This is a genomic window from Clostridia bacterium, assembly GCA_012840125.1.
In the GTDB taxonomy this organism is placed as follows: domain Bacteria; phylum Bacillota; class DULZ01; order DULZ01; family DULZ01; genus DULZ01.
Genome location: DULZ01000004.1, coordinates 65,739 through 82,493, shown reverse-complemented (window position 1 = coordinate 82,493; position 16,755 = coordinate 65,739). Strand labels below are relative to the sequence as shown.

Here is a 16,755-nt window from a genome sequence, read left to right as displayed (position 1 = left end):
CTGCTCAGCTTCACCGGTAGTTGAAGCAGTGTCAATATGCTCAAAAATTATATATGAAAAGGGGTATAAGCATGAGTAGCAAAAAAATTCCATTTGGTCCAACTTATGAGGAGATGCTGCACCCGGAAAAGATTGATCCGAGTGTCAGGCAGAAAGCCTTGAAGGCCTTAAAGGAAGATGAGTTTGATCCGATTAACCTGTTCAATATTACTTGGAAAGATGAAAACAATCAGGTAAGAAAAATAGTTTTGCCTAAGGAAATGACCGGTGTTGAGGCCAACATCGTGGTGCTACTGGGTAGGGATTTTCCTTCCGGTTCCCACAAAGTAGGTCCCGCCTATGCCACCTTGATCGAGGGCTGTGTTGACGGTACCATTATTCCGGGCGAACATACCATTTTAGGTCCTTCCACAGGCAACTTCGGCATCGGTACCGCTTATATCTGTAACTTAATGGGTTATAAAGCCGTTGTGATCATGCCGGATAACATGAGTAAAGAAAGATATGAGCGGATCAAGAGATACGGTGCGGAACTAGATTTGACACCGGGTACGGAATCCGATGTGATCCTGACCTTGCAGAGAACCCATGAATTGGCCAAGGACCCGAAAAACAGAGCCCTGGCTCAATTTGAATTGATGCCCAACTATCGTTTCCACCGTTATGTAACAGGTAATTCCGCCATCGAAGCGGTGCAGGGCGTCGGCAACGGGCGGATTGCTTGCTTCGTGTCGGCTCCCGGTTCGGCCGGAACCATCGGTGCCGGGGACGAAATCAAGAAAGCTTTCCCCGAGTGTAAAGTAGTGGCCCTGGAGCCCTATGAATGTGCTACTTTGGCCTTTGGCGGCCGCGGCCAGCACCGGATTGAAGGGATTGGGGACAAGATGTGCACCCTGATCCATAACGTCCTCAACACTGACTTTGTGGCTTTAATCCATGACGATGATTGCGTCAAGGGATTGAAGATCATCCATGACAGCCCGGATACCCTGGTGAAATTTGGCGTGGATCGCGACGTGGCGGAAAGCATGAGGGAGCTGTTCGGTGTGTCAGGGCTGTGCAACATTTTGGGAGCCATTAAGATGGCTAAATACCTGCGCCTCGGTCCCGATGACAACGTGGTCACCATCGCCACCGACAGTTTCGACCGTTACAATTCTGTGCTGGAAGACCTGGAGCGTCGCTACCTGGAGACGGAGGAATTCGTCTTGGAGCGCTGGTTTAAGGATATCTTCCTGGGCATGGGCGAGCAGCATATCTACGATTTCCGGTCGAAGAAGGCCAAGGAACAACTCTTCAAGCAAAAAGAAATGGATTGGCTGCCCTTTGGTTACAGCAAGGAATACATCGATTCCATGCGGGACCAAGCTTTCTGGGATGAAGAATACAACAAGATCTTCGAATACAACAAGAAAATTGAAGAAATGCGTAAATAGTTGTTGATGTTCTTGAAGAGGCGGCGGTTCAATGGATATTGGATTCGCCGCTTCGTGTTGTCTGTATATTGGAGGAAGGTGAAGAAATTGCTAGGCGTATTTGACATTGTGGGACCCGTGATGATCGGTCCATCCAGCTCCCACACTGCAGGCGCGGTGCGGCTGGGCCGGATGGCGGTGGCCGTTTTAAATGCACCGCCGGTAGAGGCAGAGATCTACTTGCATGGTTCCTTTGCCCAGACCGGTAGAGGGCACGGGACCGATTTAGCCCTAGTGGCCGGCATCTTGGGGATGAAAACCGATGATGAGCATATTGTGCACGCGATGGAAATCGCCGCCCAAAGAGGAGTGAAAATTTCCATCGGTACCACGGATTTGGGGATAGCTCATCCCAATTCAGTTAAAATAGTGGTAAAGGATAAGACCGGGCGGGAGCGGACCATAATCGGTTCCTCCGTTGGCGGGGGCAACATCCTGGTCACTCAGATTAATAATTTTAAAGTGAAGCTGACCGGTGAGTATTACACAGTATGTGCCATCTACAAGGACCAGTTGGGCATGATCGCTAAAGTATCCCAATTGCTGGCGGACAATAAGATTAATATCGCCCAGATGAAGGTTTCCCGGGAGGGGAAAGGTGGGCAAACCCTCATGGTGGTCGAGACCGATATGCCCATTCCTCCCGATGTGGTAACGGCCATCCGCAATTTAGAAGAGATTGAACAGGCCTTTATCCTGAAACCCGTGAAAGATTAAGGAGGTGCTGGGGTGCATCTAGCTTCAGTTAAAGAAATCATCGAACAAGCCAAAAGCAGGGGAGCAAAGATTTCCACCATTGTCATAGAAGCGGAAATGGAGGAGACGGGTCGAAGCCGGGATGATATTTGCCAACAGATGGATTCCCATTGGTCGGTCATGGTGGCGGCCATGGAACGGGGCCTGCATGAACAGGTTCGTTCCAAGAGCGGGCTGACGGGTGGAGATGCTTATAAACTGTTTCATGTGAAGGACAAATCAAAATATGTCTCCGGGATACCGGTGATGGACGCCGTGGCCAGGGCCATCGCCGTAGCCGAAGTCAACGCTGCTATGGGCAAGATTGTGGCGGCTCCCACCGCCGGGTCCTGCGGGGTCTTGCCGGCTGTATTGTATACCATTGGGAAACAGCTGGGCAAAAGCCGGGAAGACATTGTGGCTGCCTTGTTCACCGCCGCCGGGGTTGGTACGGTGGTCGGGGCGAAAGCCTTTATTTCCGGTGCAGCCGGCGGGTGCCAGGCGGAAGTAGGCACGGCTTCCTGTATGGCCGCTGTCGCCGGTGTGGAACTGGCCGGCGGTGATCCGGAACAAGCCGGCCATGCCGGCGCCATTGCTTTGAAAAATGTGTTAGGTTTGGTTTGTGATCCGGTGGCCGGTTTGGTGGAAGTGCCTTGTATTAAAAGAAATGCCATGGGTACTGCCAATGCTTTGATTGCCGTTGATATGGCGCTGGCCGGTATTAAAAGCGTCATTCCCATTGATGATGCTATCTCTGCCATGCGGGAAGTGGGCTTATCCCTACCCGTGAGTTTAAAAGAAACGGCCCGAGGCGGCCTGGCTAATACCCCTTGTGCCCGTCAATTGGAAAAGGAGCTCAATCTCGGAGATTTTTCTTAACCGGCCGGCACCCATGCAAAGGAGTGGATTGGCAGTGATTCATGCAGGGCAGCAAAAAGGTTTCTTGCTTGATGCCATAGAAGGCAGGGAGGCGAAAGTTATCAGTGTGGTAGGTGGCGGGGGTAAGACTTCCACCATTAAACGCCTGGCCGGGGAATTCAATGCCGTGCACCGGGAGGTCATTGTCACCACCACCACCAGGTTGGCCGCCAGTGAAGGTTTGTCCTTTGCCCACCGGCTGTTGCTCCGCAATTTGCCGGAAGGGGAGTGGTTAGAGAAACCAGGGTTACCCAACTGCGATTTGCTGCTCTTGGGGGCGGAAATTGATGCGGGGAAGTTGAAGGGGGTTCGCCCCCAAGAGATAGATCTGGTACACCGGCGATTTCCCCACAAGCATGTGCTGGTGGAGGCGGACGGATCGGCGAAAAAGCCTTTTAAAGTGCCCGCATCCCATGAGCCGGTGGTACCCTCTTCTACGGAACTAGTGATTGTGATTGTGGGTGCTTGGGCTTTCGGGTTGCCGGTGCTGCCGGAATACATCCACCGGGCCCAGCTGGTGGCGGAATTCGCCGGGGTCAGTTTAGGCAGCCCGTTAACAGCGGAAGTGGCGGCAAAGGCCCTATTGCATCCTGACAGTTATCCCAAATCCCTGCCGGAGGGAGCGGAGATGGTCGTCATCATCAACGGGGTGAACGGCGCTAATGGGGAAAACGCCAGGCGCTTTGCCCGGCAGCTCAGGGCAAGGGGCATCAAAAAGGTGCTGCTGGCCAATGTCAGCCAGGAACCGCCCGTCAATGAGGTGATCGTATGATAGCCACCCTCATCCTGGCGGCCGGACGAGGTGAACGAATGGGGAGGCTGAAGCAACTCCTGCCCTGGGGCAGGAATGTGCTGTTAGGCCAAACGATAAGTATCTACCGGCAGGCCGGAGCCGGACCTGTCTTGGTAGTGGTTGGGCACGCCAAGGAACGAATTATGGCCCAACTGGCCGGTTTAGATGTTATTTGGGTGGAGAATAAAGCTTACGGCCAGGGAATGAGCTCTTCCCTCAAAGCCGGCGTACAGGCACTGCCGGAGGAGGCGGAAGCGGTTTTACTTGCCCTGGGAGACATGCCCCTGATCAAGACTGAAACCGTCCGGCACATCACCAGGGTCTTTTATGAGCGGCGGTCCTCCATTATTGTGCCGACTTTTCAGGGAAGATCCGGTCATCCTGTGTTGATGGCGAAGGAACTCTTCCCCCGGTTGTTGAATGTTTCGGCTGATGTGGGCGCCAGGCAGGTGATCAGAGATAACCCCCATCTAGTGTGCTATTTACCGGTGGAGGATCCAGGCATACTAATTGATGTAGATGAACCGGAGGCGTACGAAAAGCTTCGACCGGAAGAGGAGGATGTGGCAGATGTTGGTCTTGATTAAAGGTGCAGGAGATATTGCCAGCGGCATCGGTTTAAGATTATGGCGGAGCGGCTTTAAGGTGGTGATGACCGAGATCCCCCAACCGACGGTCATCCGCCGTAAAGTAGCTTTCGCCGAGGCGGTTTACGAAGGAACAACGGAGGTCGAAGGAGTTAAGGCCTGCCTCGCCGGGGACAGTCTGGAGGCGAAAAAACTATTGGAGGACGGCTTGATCCCCGTGCTGGTGGACCCGCAAGCCGGTTGCTGCCGGGAATTGGCGCCGGAAGTGATTGTAGATGCCACTTTGGCCAAGAAAAACCTGGGTACTTTCAGGGGACAAGCTCCCCTGGTGATCGGCTGTGGGCCTGGCTTTACCGCCGGGGAAGACGTGGACCTGGTCATTGAGACCATGCGGGGCCATTATTTAGGCCGGGTCATCCGCCAAGGCAGCGCTCTCCCGAATACCGGGGTGCCGGGATCCATTGCAGGTTATGGCGCGGAGCGCGTGCTAAGAGCAACTGGGGACGGGGTCTTTGAAGCGGTGCGGGAAATCGGTGATCTGGTGCATGAGGGTGAAGTGGTGGCCTTAGCCGGCGGCGAACCGGTGCGTGCCGGGATCAGCGGTGTGCTGCGGGGTATCCTGCGCAGCGGTTTAGCGGTGCACCGGGGCATGAAAGTAGGAGATGTGGACCCCAGGGGAAGAGTGGAATACTGTTTTACGGTTTCGGAAAAAGCTTTGGCTATCGGCGGTGGAGTCCTGGAAGGGATTCTGGGGCATCTTGCCAGCAAAAGGTAAGGAGGATACTATGGACAAGGAAATTCTCCAGGTATTAACAAGCATGACGACGGGGGAAAAAGTCGCGTTAGCCACCATCATCGGTACTAAGGGCTCAACCCCGCGGCAAAAAGGAGTCTCCTTCTTGGTTTTTGCCGACGGCAGAACCGTGGGGACCATTGGCGGCGGGTGTGGGGAAGCGGAGGTCAAGAAGGCAGCCTTGATGGCTATGGACCAGGGCCGTATGAAGATCCATCAGGTGGATATGACTGCAGATATTGCCGCCGATGAAGGCATGGTTTGCGGCGGCATGATGGATGTGGTGATTGAACCGGTGCCGGACCCGGAACCGTTTCGTTTAATGGCAGCTTGCCAGGAGAAAAATGAGACAGTCTATTCATGTCTGGTGGTACAAGGAGATCCGGGTTTGTTAGGGAAAAGAGCCGTGTACGATGCTGCCGGCTCGTACCTGGGGGGGACACCGGTACTGGACCGGTTGCAGCCTGACTGGCTGCTGGATGAACCGCAATTGGTAGAGGCGCCTAACGGTAACCGGCTCTTTATCCAGCCTATTGTCCCGCCGCATACTCTCTTAATTCTGGGAGGAGGGTATATTGCTCAGGCCCTGGCGGCCATGGCAGCTTACTTGGATTTTGAAATTGCCGTGGTGGATGACCGGCCGGACTTTGCCAACACCAGGCTTTTCCCCCGGGCCCAGGTGATCTGCAGCAGTTTTGCCCAGGCTTTAAGGGAGTATCCTATTACCGGCTCCACTTATGTAGTCATTGTCACCAGGGGGCACCGCTATGATGCCGAGTGCTTGCGCCAAGTGATCACTTCCCCGGCGGCTTATATAGGTTTGATTGGCAGCCGCCGCCGGACCAGGTTACTGTTCGATCAGCTGGAAGAGGAAGGCTATGCACGGGAGGACCTGAACAAAGTGAAGACGCCCATCGGATTGGATATCGGAGGCGAAACTCCGGCCGAAATAGCGGTCAGCATCTTGGCGGAAATCATCTGGCATCGCCGTAAAGGGAAAAAAATAAACAAATGATAAAATTCTAACAGGAAAACTAACTTTTTTGTTGAATACCATTTAATGATAGTGATCTAAATTAAATTACGGTGAATACTAAAATAAATGAATAAGGACTTTATTGACAAGGAGGCTACAAAAGTGAAACACCTGATGCAAGTGGATCCGGAAATCGCCAAGGTTCTGGAACAGGAAAGGAAAAGGCAAAATGACAAGATCGAGCTGATTGCGTCGGAAAACTTTGTTTCTCCAGCCGTGATGGAAGCTCAAGGTTCCGTGTTGACGAACAAATATGCCGAAGGTTATCCCGGTAAGCGGTATTACGGCGGCTGTGAGTTTGTCGATATCGCGGAAGACCTGGCCAGGGAAAGAGCCAAGCAGCTGTTTGGTGCCGACCATGCCAACGTGCAGCCCCATTCCGGTGCCAACGCCAACACCGGCGTTTACTTGGCAGTGCTGAAGCCCGGCGATACAGTGCTGGGGATGAACTTAGCCCATGGCGGTCACCTAACCCATGGCAGCCCCGTGAATATTTCCGGTCTCTATTATAACTTTGTCGCTTACGGGGTAGACGAAAAAACGCAAACCATCAATTACGATATGGTGCGGGAGCAAGCCAAAAAGCATCGTCCCAAGCTCATTGTGGCCGGGGCCAGTGCCTATCCGAGAGTAATCGATTTCAAGATCTTCCGGGAGATTGCCGACGAAGTTGGCGCTTTGTTCATGGTGGATATGGCCCACATCGCCGGTTTGGTGGCGACCGGGCTGCATCCCAACCCGGTTCCTTATGCGGATTTTGTGACTTCCACCACCCACAAAACCTTGCGGGGACCCAGGGGTGGCCTCATCCTTTGCAAAGAGGAACATGCCAAGGCTATTGACAAGGCGATTTTCCCCGGACTGCAGGGAGGCCCCTTAATGCACGTAATCGCGGCGAAAGCCGTTGCTTTTAAAGAAGCGTTAAGTCCTGAGTTCAAGACTTATATGGAGCAAGTGGTGAAGAATGCCAAAGCCCTGGCGGAGAACTTAATGAACAAAGGCCTTAACCTGGTTTCCGGCGGCACGGATAACCACCTGATGCTGGTGGATGTACGCTCTCGGCGGGTGACGGGGAAAGAAGCAGAGCATCGTCTTGACGATATCGGCATTACCGTTAACAAGAATGCCATTCCTTTCGATCCCGAATCCCCGTTTGTCACTAGCGGTATCCGCATCGGTACACCGGCTTGCACCACCCGCGGCTTCAAGGAAAAGGAAATGGCAGAGATTGCGGCTATCATCGACGTTACCTTATCGGAGGCTTATGAGCAAGAAAAGGCAAACCTCCGTGCCAAAGTCGCCGACATCTGTGCCCGCTTCCCCTTGTACGCCGACTTGGCGTAAGAGAACGAGGCACTCGAACCCAAGTGGGTAAGAGTGCCTTTCTTTTCTTGCCGGTGTCAGGAGAAAAATGCTATTGCGCCGGCCCTGTTATTAAGATATATTTAATTTGTAAGCATAATATTAATCATAGATAAATCTACCAAGGGGGTTTTTCGATGCGCAACGTCAAACACTTGGAGTGCATCAACTGCGGTAAGACCTATCCTGCTGCGCCCGGTGTTTACACTTGTCCTGACTGCGGTGCGGACGGGATTTTAGATGTAAAGTATGATTACGATTATATTAAGAGCCGGGTTTCCAAGGAAATGTTTAAGGAAAACCGTAATTTCACCATCTGGAGATACAGCGATTATCTCCCCATCCAACCTGACAGCCCCAGGCCTCGTTTGCGGGTAGGTTGGACGCCCCTGTATGAGACTAAGGTGCTGGCAGACGCTATTGGCTTGGAAAAACTGTATATGAAAGACGATGGGCAGAACCCCACTGCCTCTTTGAAGGACAGGGCTTCGGCCATTGCGGTGGTGAAAGCGATGGAGGAAGGTGCCAAACTGATTGCCTGTTCTTCCACCGGGAATGCGGCTTCTTCTTTGGCCGGCAATGCGGCCAGCGTGGGCATGAAAACCTGTATTTTCGTGCCGCAAAGGGCGCCCCAAGGGAAGATTGCCCAGCTCTTAATTTTTGGCGCCACGGTGATCAGCGTTCAGGGAGATTACCGGGATGCATTTAAGCTGTCGGCGGAAGCGATCAAAAAGTTCGGTTGGTACAACCGCAATGCCGCCATTAACCCTTATTTGATTGAGGGGAAAAAGACGGTGACTTTGGAAATCTGCGAGCAGTTGAACTGGGAAGTGCCTGATTGGGTGGTCTTCTCCGTGGGGGACGGCTGCACCATCGGGGGGGCCTGGAAAGGTTTCCTGGACCTGTATCATACCGGCATGATTGACCGCTTGCCCAAGGTGCTCGGCGTGCAGGCGGAAGGCTGCGCTCCGATTACCAAGGCTTTCTTCTCCGGCAGTAAACTGGAGCCCACGGATGAGAATACCCTGGCCGACAGCATCGCCGTAGGGATGCCCAGAAACCCGGAAAAAGCCCTGCGGGCCGTAAGAGACTCCCACGGCACCTATATTAACGTATCCGACGAGGAAATCCTGTCTGCCATGCGCTTGCTGGGTCGCACCTCCGGTATTTTCGGTGAACCGGCTGGGGTGGCAGGGCTGGCCGGCCTGAAAAAAGCCGTAGCCCAGGGGATTATCAAGAAAAACGAGACGGTGGTCTGCGCCGTCACCGGTAACGGCTTAAAGGATGTCAACAACGCCATTAAGGCTGCCGGTGAACCGATTAAAGTCCATCCTGACATGGATGAACTGCTGGCTGCGCTGGAGCAAAAAGAGGGCTTTTTTGATTATATGAAACAATAGAAAGTTAGGGGAGTTCGCCATGGCCTTGATCATTAAAAACGGTACGGTAGTTACCGAGGAAGGTGTAGTGCAGGCGGACATTTTGGTTGAGGGTGAGAGAATCGCCGCCGTCGGCCGGGGATTGACGGCCGCCGGGGCCGAAGTGATCGATGCCTCGGGGATGGTGGTCCTGCCCGGGGTCATCGACGCTCACACCCATTACAGTTTGTTGACCAGAGGAGCATTAACCATCGATGATTTTACCAGCGGCAGCTTAGCGGCGGCCTGCGGCGGGGTAACCACTTTCATTGACTATGCGGACCCCATTGAAGGTAAGCCGCTGGCGGAAGGGCTGCGGGCGCGCCGGGCGGAAGCCGCCGGCAAGGCTTGCATCGATTATCATTTCCATATGTGCCTTTACGGGGAGCGCCCCTGGTCGCAAGCAGAGCTGGAGAACTTACGCCAAGAGGGCATCAGCAGTCTCAAAGTGTTCACCACTTATGAAGCTTCCCGCATTCCTTACCATCACCTTGAGAACCTCCTGGTGGATGCTCATGCACAGGGCTTGCTGGTGACGGTGCATGCGGAAGACGATGATCATGTGCGGGCGGTAGGGGAAAAGTTAAAAGAGCAGGGCTTGACCGCTCCCGCCTACCATGGCAAAAGCAGGCCCGGCGCCGCTGAGGTCAAAGCTGTGGCAGACGTGATTGCCTTAGCGGAAAAACGAGGCGTGCCGGTATACATCGTCCACGTGTCGACGGGCGAAGGGGCCGCCGTCATTGCAGCCGCCAGAGCCCGGGGGGTGAAGGTTTACGGCGAGACCTGTCCCCATTATTTGGTGCTGGATGACAGCTGTTTTCAGCGGGATTTCCCGCAGCAATATATCATGACACCGCCGCTTCGCACCGGCCGGGATAACGAAATGCTGTGGCAGGCCCTGGCGGGTGAAAGCCTGCAGGTGGTGGCCACGGATCACTGTGCTTATACTCTAAAACAAAAAGAAGCAGATACATGTTTTACGACGCTGCCCGGGATTCCCGGTTCAGAGACTCTCTTGCCGCTTGTGTTCAGCGAAGGTTATCAAAAGGGTAGGTTGACCCTGGCCCAGTTGGCGGCTTACTTGTCCACCAATCCGGCTAAACTGTTCGGTCTCTATCCCCAAAAAGGAGTGATCCGGGCAGGCAGCGATGCAGATGTGGTGCTGGTGGACCCGAACCGGGACCAACTGTTAACCGGTGAGCACCTTCATTCCAAAGCCGGGTATACACCTTTTCATGGATTAAAGGTCAAAGGGTATCCGGTGATGACGATTTCCCGCGGCAGGGTGGTGTATCAAAACGGCAGGTTTGTGGGCGAACCCGGCTGGGGGAAATTTATCAAGGCAGGAGAAATAGCCTGGCCATAAGACAAAACAAGGAATAAGCAATCAGGAGAATTTGGACGGGGGGAACTAAATGAAAACTGTTGTTGTTGCTTTGGGTGGAAACGCTATTCTACAGCCGAAACAAAAAGGCACCGTTGAAGAACAAATGGCCAATGTGTCCTACAGTGCCCAGCAAATTGTCAAACTGATCCAGGCAGGGTACAGGGTGGTGGTCTCCCACGGCAACGGGCCCCAAGTAGGTAACATCTTGCTGCAAAACGCGGCGGCCAGAGACCAGGTCCCGGCCATGCCTTTGGATGTTTGCGGTGCCGAAAGCCAGGGACTGATTGGCTACATGATTCAACAGTGTGTCTACAATGAACTGAAAAAAGCGGGCTTGGACAAGCAGGTAGTGACGGTGCTCACCCAAGTGGTGGTAGACCGGCAGGATCCGGCTTTTGAAAACCCGACCAAGCCGGTGGGACCCTTTTACAGCCGTGAGGAAGCGGAAAAGAATATGAAGGAAAAAGGGGAAACCTGGATTGAGGACAGCGGCCGCGGCTGGCGCAAAGTGGTTCCTTCGCCTAGACCGAAAGAGATTGTAGAAATTGGCACTATTCGTACTTTGGTGGACAACGGTGTGATCGTGATTGCTTCCGGCGGCGGGGGAATTCCCGTTGTCAAGGACGATGATAGGCTGGCCGGGGTGGAAGCCGTCATCGACAAGGATTTGGCTTCCAGCCTGCTGGCCAGGGAGCTGGGGGCTGATGTATTGGTCATCGCCACGGATGTAACCAATGTGGCCATCAATTACGGCAAACCGGATCAAAAAAATTTAGAGCGGTTAACCGTTGCTGAGGCCAAAAACTACCTGGCGGCCGGCCAGTTCGGCAAGGGCAGCATGGGTCCCAAAGTGGAGGCGGCCATCAACTTCGTGGAAGCGGGCGGGGAAGCCGTGATTACTTCCCTCAGCCACCTGGAAGCCGGGGTCAAAGGAGAAAAAGGCACACGAATTGTGCAATAAAGACAAATCTTTTGCTTGACATTTATTGGCGTGACTTGTAATATTATCTATAACAGTGTGGACGGGGCCTAAACCTTTGGCTCTGGAGATGTACCGGCTGTAAGAAGCCCCCGGCCCACCGGACCATAGAGTTTGAGCTGAGACAAGTTTAGAGAAGAGGAGAGATGGAGATGAGCTTAGGTGAGGTATGTCGTCACGAAGGTAGACGGCACTCATTTGAGTGCCGTTTTTTCGTTGAAAGGGGGGAGAAAGCATGATCTATCCCTCCTTCCAGGAATTTTTGTCTCTCAGCCGCCATTTTGACATTGTTCCGGTTCACGTCAAGATGCTGGCGGATGCGGAGACGCCCATTACCATTTTTCGGAAGCTGGTGGGCAACCGGACCGGCTGCCTGCTGGAAAGTGCCGAAAATGGGCAGTTCCTGGGTCGCTATTCCTTCATCGCCTGTGACCCTGTCATGAGCTTCGTGTCCACTAACGGTATTGGCGTCCTGTCTTATGCAGGCGGAGAGATGGTACGGGCCGACGGTCACCCGCTGGAAGTGCTCAGGCAGGTACTGGCCCGCTTCCGGTTCCACGCGGTGGAAGGATTAGCCCGGTTTTACGGCGGGGCGGTCGGCTATCTAGCTTTTGAAGCGGGGTTTCCCGTGCCCCGGGTGCCTCACCGGGCGCCCGGGAAAGAGACCGTTGATTTGCCCGACTGTCAAATGTTTTTTCCTGAAACGGTGATCATTTATGATCACCTGACCCATCAATTGACCCTGGTGGTCAATTGTTACTTGCAAAAGGAAGACCCGGGGCGATCCTATCAAAAGGCGGTAGCCAAAAGCGAACAGGTCATGGCTAGGTTGGCCGCTCCCATGGACCCTGCCGGCAAATTTGTCCTGGATGAGGAACTGCAAGCCAATATGACTGACGCGGAGTTCATGGAGAAGGTGGATCGCATCGTTGCTGCCGTTCGCAGGGGTGACGCGGATCAAGTGGTTTTGTCCCGCCGCTATGAAGCCCGCTTTTCCGGGGATGATTTTGAGATTTACCGCAGGCTGCGCAGCATTAACCCGTCCCCTTACATGTTCTACCTGAGTCAAAACGGCATTAAAGCCATCGGTTCTTCCCCGGAAATGCTGCTCCGGGTGGAGCAGGGACAGGTGACTACCTGCCCCATTGCCGGCACCAGGCCCAGGGGGACGGATGCTGCAGAGGATTTGCGCCTGGTACAAGAGCTGTTGGCCGATCCAAAGGAAATCGCGGAACACCGGATGCTGATCGACTATGCTCTGGGGGATCTCCGGAAGGTATGCGAGCCGGACAGCCTGACCATTGCCAAGTATTTGGAGCCCCAGTATTTTTCCCATGTGATTCACCTGGTGTCGCAGCTTGCGGGACGACTGCGTCCCGGGGTTGCTCCTATCGAGGCCCTGGCTGCTTGTTTTCCCGCCGGCACGGTGCTGGGCACGCCCCGCGACGCAGCAGCTAAAATCATTGAAGATTTAGAACCATCTGACAGGGGGATTTACGGCGGCGCAGTCGGATATGTAGGATTTAACCAGGTGCTGGACACAGGCATCGCCATTCGCACGGCCGTGATCAAGGACAACCGGGTCTATGTCCAGGTGGGAGCCGGGATTGTGGCGGATTCCAGGCCGGAGCTGGAATTCATGGAGGTGAAAGCCAAAGCCGAGGCATTATGCCAGGCTTTGGGGTTGTCACTGGTAGCCCTTTAGCAGAGACGAGTATAGAGGAGGCGAGCGGAGTGGTTCGGGATTTGTTGAGCAAGGTATTGGCCGGGAGCAGCTTGGAGGAAACCGAGGCCTCGGCCTTAATGGAAGAGATCATGGCCGGCCGGGTGACTGATGCCCAGCTGGGTGCCATGCTCACGGCCTTGAAATTAAAAGGTGAAACGCCGGAGGAAATTGCCGGCTTTGCCCTGGTCATGCGGCGCAAGGCACCGGTCATTAAGAGTATCCATCCCTTGCTGTTGGATACCTGTGGGACCGGCGGTGACGGGGCGAATACCTTTAATATCTCCACCGCGGCGGCACTGGTGCTGGCCGGGGGAGGCGTGAAAGTGGCGAAGCACGGCAACCGGTCCGTGTCCAGCCGCTGCGGGAGCGCCGATGTGTTGGAGGCTTTAGGTGTTAAAGTTGATTTGGGGCCGGCGGAGTTGTCCGCCTGCTTGGACCGGGTGGGCATAGCTTTTCTTTATGCCCCGGTGCTGCACCAGGGGATGAAACGAGTGGCGGGGCCCCGGCGCGAGCTGGGTTTCCGGACTGTCTTTAATGTGCTTGGTCCCTTAACCAACCCGGCCGGGGTGACGGCCCAGGTGATAGGCGTCTACAGCCCGGAGCTGGTGGAACCGGTGGCAAGGGTGCTACACCGGCTGGGTGTGCAGCGGGGCTTTGTCGTCCACGGTGCCGGCGGCTTGGATGAAGTGTCTCCCCTGGGGATGACCAAAATCTGTGAGCTCAGGAACGGGTGGCTGCGGACCTATACATTGAATATTGAAGCATACGGCATGGCACCGGCCGCTCTGGCGGACCTGTCGGGCGGCGGGCCCGCGGAAAACGCGAGTATTATCCGGGCTATCCTGCGAGGGGAGCCGGGACCGAGAAGAAACGCGGTCTTGCTTAATGCGGCGTTGGGATTCATGGCGGTGGATTTGGCCGGTTCTCTACCGGAGGGATTGGACCTGGCGGCCCGGAGCATTGATGAAGGATATGCCTATGACAAATTGGAGGAACTGGTCCGGTTTACCGGTCAGCTCGGCGGTAAAGAGGCGGTGAGCGGGTAATGCATCATATCCTGGCGGACATTTTATCCTACAAGAAAAGGGAAGTGGAAAGAGCCAAGGAACAGCAGCCGCCGGCCCAACTGGAAGCCCGGGTGGCCGCCTTGCCGCCCGCCAGGGATTTCAAAGTCCCGCTGCAGGGTGACCGGGTGGCTTTAATTGCGGAAGTGAAATTCAAGTCCCCGTCCCGCGGGATGATCAGGGAGGATTTAGATTTGGAAGATGTAGTGACCGCTTACCGGGAAGCGGGTACGGAAGCCATTTCCGTTTTGACCGACCGGCGCTTTTTCGGCGGGGCGGAGCATTACCTGAGGGACGCCCGCCGGATGACGGAGCAGCCCCTCCTGCGAAAAGACTTTATCATCGACCCTTACCAGATTTACCAGTCCAGGTGCCTGGGGGCCGATGCTGTCCTCTTGATTGCCAAGATCGTGCCGCCGGGCAAATTGAGACAGTATATCCAGCTGTCCCGGCAGCTGGGGCTGCAGGTGCTGGTGGAATGCCGCACCGAGGAGGAAATTGCCGCGGCTTTGGAGGGCGGTGCGGAAATCATCGGCATTAATAACCGCGATTTAGACACCTTTGAAACGGACCTGCAGGCCACCCTGAGGTTGGCCCCGGCTTTAAGGGACCAGGGGGTGGTGGTTGTCAGCGAAAGCGGGATCTGGGAACGGGAACACGTGATGATGCTAAGTGACGCCGGCGTCAATGGGGTGCTGGTCGGAGAGGCCCTGATGGCCTCTGCTGACCTGAAAGGGAAAGCCCTGAGCTTGAGGGGTGTCCCTGCTTTGAGAAAGGCGGTGTCCCTGTGAGTGGAGTGAAAGTGAAGATCTGCGGCATCACGGATCCGGAGGCGGCGTTGGCGGCGGCGGAGGCAGGCGCCGATGCCGTCGGATTTGTTTTTGCCCCCAGTTCCCGCCGGGTCACGAAAGAAAAAGCAAAAGAAATCATTGCAATGCTTCCGCCCTATGTGGATAAAGTGGGTGTTTTTGTCAACGCCCCGCCCCGGGAAGTGGAAGAGATTGCCGAGTTCTGCCGTTTAACCACGATCCAATTAAGCGGCGACGAGCCGCCGGATTATCCAGTGCCCGTCCGTTATAAACTGATTAGAGGGTTTCGCGTCCGGGAGGGGATCTTACTTTCGGACTTGGCCCGTTACCGGGCCGATGCCTTCTTGTTTGATACTTACCGGCCGGGATGCTACGGTGGTACAGGGGAGGCTTTTAATTGGGATGTCTTAAGAAAGATCCCCTCGCCAAAACCGGTGATCCTGGCCGGTGGTTTAAATGCCGGTAATGTGCAGCAAGCTATCATGACAGTACGGCCTTACGGAGTGGACGTTTCCAGCGGGGTAGAGACTGGGGGGCGCAAAGATGCGGCCAAGATTAAAGAATTCATTAAATTGGCGAAAGAAGTTAAGTAATAACGGAACTCTCTATTGCAAGATCCTGGTGTATTGGTTAGAATAAAGAAAAGTGAAATTAATACTTTACATCGCTGCAAGCTATTTTGGGGGGATAATCGTGTCTGGACTGGGTAGCGAAATCAGGAAACTGAGGGAGAAAAAAGGATTGACCTTGGCGGCTCTGGCTGCCGAAGTGGATATCCCCGTCAGCTGTTTGGAGGATGTGGAAAACGGGCGGAGATGCTTGGGAGTCAACACCTTAAGACAACTGGCCAGGGTGTTGGAGGTAGACGATACGAGGTTTATCAGCCTGGCCGATACCAAAGGGGAAAAAATCGAGCGAGAAACGGGTGAATACATCTCCAGCTCCGCCGGCCGGAAAATCAGGCAGGTCAGGGAGGAAATGGGACTCACCCTGGTGGAATGCAGCAAGAGAGCGGGTATTTCTTACACTCATATCAGCGAGATCGAACGAGGTAATGTTTGCCCGTCCTTAAAAACTTTAGAAAAACTGGCCAAGGCCTTGGAAAAGCCCGTATCTTATTTCTTAAAGGGCGATAGCCCGGTCAGCCTGGGAGAACGGGTGAGAAAGTTACGGGAAGCACAAGGCTTAACACAAGTCAAACTCGCTGCCCAGTTAGGCATTTCCGATAGTCTCATCGCGCAGATTGAGACCGGCAAGGTGCAGCCGTCGTTAAATACCCTGGAGAAGTTGGCAGATACTTTGGGTGTGTCCGTTGATTATTTTCTTGCCAATCCACAGGAGATTAACAGCGATGCGCCGAATATTGTACCTATTGAACAATGGGTGAATCTGAAGAAAAACCGGAATCGCATCGAAATGTTTAAGGAAGCCGAGGAGTGGCAGCAGGAATTAGCCCTCAATATCATGGAGCTCATCAACAAGAGTCTCCCGGGGAGAATGGAGGTGCCGGCAGACCCGATTACACTGGAAATAGCGAGTCTGTTGAAAGAACTTCCTGTGGAAAAGAAGAAATCCGTACTGGACTACATTAAGTTCATTGCCAGTAAAGAGGAAGTGCAAGCCAACTATTAATGCCGGGATTGGCTTTGTAATGAAATGATTCCGGCGTGGAA

At 54.3% G+C, this 16,755-nt stretch carries 16 protein-coding genes; all 16 read left to right on the top strand.

Translation table 11 applies throughout. The features are described from left to right. Positions 1-71: 71 nt before the first annotated feature. On the top strand, positions 72-1,436 hold the full coding sequence (locus tag GXX34_00660; protein ID HHW06035.1) for a pyridoxal-phosphate dependent enzyme: 1,365 nt from the start codon (positions 72-74) through the stop codon (positions 1,434-1,436). 6 nt (positions 1,437-1,442) lie between these two features. Then, positions 1,443-2,192, top strand: coding sequence for an L-serine ammonia-lyase, iron-sulfur-dependent, subunit beta (sdaAB, locus tag GXX34_00655; protein HHW06034.1), 750 nt, complete (start codon positions 1,443-1,445; stop codon positions 2,190-2,192). Between the two features lie 12 nt (positions 2,193-2,204). Then, a complete protein-coding gene (sdaAA, locus tag GXX34_00650) occupies positions 2,205-3,089 on the top strand; it encodes an L-serine ammonia-lyase, iron-sulfur-dependent, subunit alpha (GenBank protein HHW06033.1) in 885 nt (294 codons plus the stop codon). Between the two features lie 28 nt (positions 3,090-3,117). Continuing rightward, entirely contained in the window at positions 3,118-3,900 is a 783-nt protein-coding gene (gene yqeC / locus GXX34_00645) for a putative selenium-dependent hydroxylase accessory protein YqeC (GenBank protein ID HHW06032.1), read from the top strand. After that, entirely contained in the window at positions 3,897-4,508 is a 612-nt protein-coding gene (locus tag GXX34_00640; protein ID HHW06031.1) for a nucleotidyltransferase family protein, read from the top strand. Before yqeC ends, GXX34_00640 begins: the two co-directional genes overlap by 4 nt. Further along, positions 4,492-5,283, top strand: a complete 792-nt coding sequence (locus GXX34_00635) for an EF2563 family selenium-dependent molybdenum hydroxylase system protein (GenBank protein ID HHW06030.1) — start codon at positions 4,492-4,494, stop codon at positions 5,281-5,283. The genes GXX34_00640 and GXX34_00635 overlap by 17 nt, the downstream gene beginning before the upstream one ends. Positions 5,284-5,293: 10 nt before the next feature. Next, a complete protein-coding gene (locus tag GXX34_00630) occupies positions 5,294-6,316 on the top strand; it encodes an XdhC family protein (protein ID HHW06029.1) in 1,023 nt (340 codons plus the stop codon). Between the two features lie 87 nt (positions 6,317-6,403). Continuing rightward, on the top strand, positions 6,404-7,681 hold the full coding sequence (locus tag GXX34_00625) for a serine hydroxymethyltransferase (GenBank protein ID HHW06028.1): 1,278 nt from the start codon (positions 6,404-6,406) through the stop codon (positions 7,679-7,681). Between the two features lie 155 nt (positions 7,682-7,836). Beyond that, positions 7,837-9,099 carry a threonine synthase gene (locus tag GXX34_00620; GenBank protein ID HHW06027.1) on the top strand — a complete coding sequence of 421 codons (1,263 nt, stop codon included), beginning with the start codon at positions 7,837-7,839 and terminating at the stop codon, positions 9,097-9,099. 19 nt (positions 9,100-9,118) lie between these two features. Next, a complete protein-coding gene (gene hydA / locus GXX34_00615; GenBank protein ID HHW06026.1) occupies positions 9,119-10,483 on the top strand; it encodes a dihydropyrimidinase in 1,365 nt (454 codons plus the stop codon). A 49-nt stretch (positions 10,484-10,532) separates the two neighbouring features. Continuing rightward, positions 10,533-11,465 carry a carbamate kinase gene (gene arcC, locus GXX34_00610; GenBank protein ID HHW06025.1) on the top strand — a complete coding sequence of 311 codons (933 nt, stop codon included), beginning with the start codon at positions 10,533-10,535 and terminating at the stop codon, positions 11,463-11,465. Between the two features lie 253 nt (positions 11,466-11,718). Further along, positions 11,719-13,188, top strand: a complete 1,470-nt coding sequence (locus tag GXX34_00605; protein HHW06024.1) for an anthranilate synthase component I family protein — start codon at positions 11,719-11,721, stop codon at positions 13,186-13,188. 29 nt (positions 13,189-13,217) lie between these two features. After that, a complete protein-coding gene (trpD, locus tag GXX34_00600) occupies positions 13,218-14,255 on the top strand; it encodes an anthranilate phosphoribosyltransferase (protein HHW06023.1) in 1,038 nt (345 codons plus the stop codon). After that, a complete protein-coding gene (trpC, locus tag GXX34_00595; protein ID HHW06022.1) occupies positions 14,255-15,064 on the top strand; it encodes an indole-3-glycerol phosphate synthase TrpC in 810 nt (269 codons plus the stop codon). Before trpD ends, trpC begins: the two co-directional genes overlap by 1 nt. After that, entirely contained in the window at positions 15,061-15,675 is a 615-nt protein-coding gene (locus tag GXX34_00590; protein ID HHW06021.1) for a phosphoribosylanthranilate isomerase, read from the top strand. Before trpC ends, GXX34_00590 begins: the two co-directional genes overlap by 4 nt. A gap of 100 nt (positions 15,676-15,775) precedes the next feature. Continuing rightward, a complete protein-coding gene (locus GXX34_00585; protein ID HHW06020.1) occupies positions 15,776-16,714 on the top strand; it encodes a transcriptional regulator in 939 nt (312 codons plus the stop codon). Positions 16,715-16,755 lie beyond the last annotated feature (41 nt).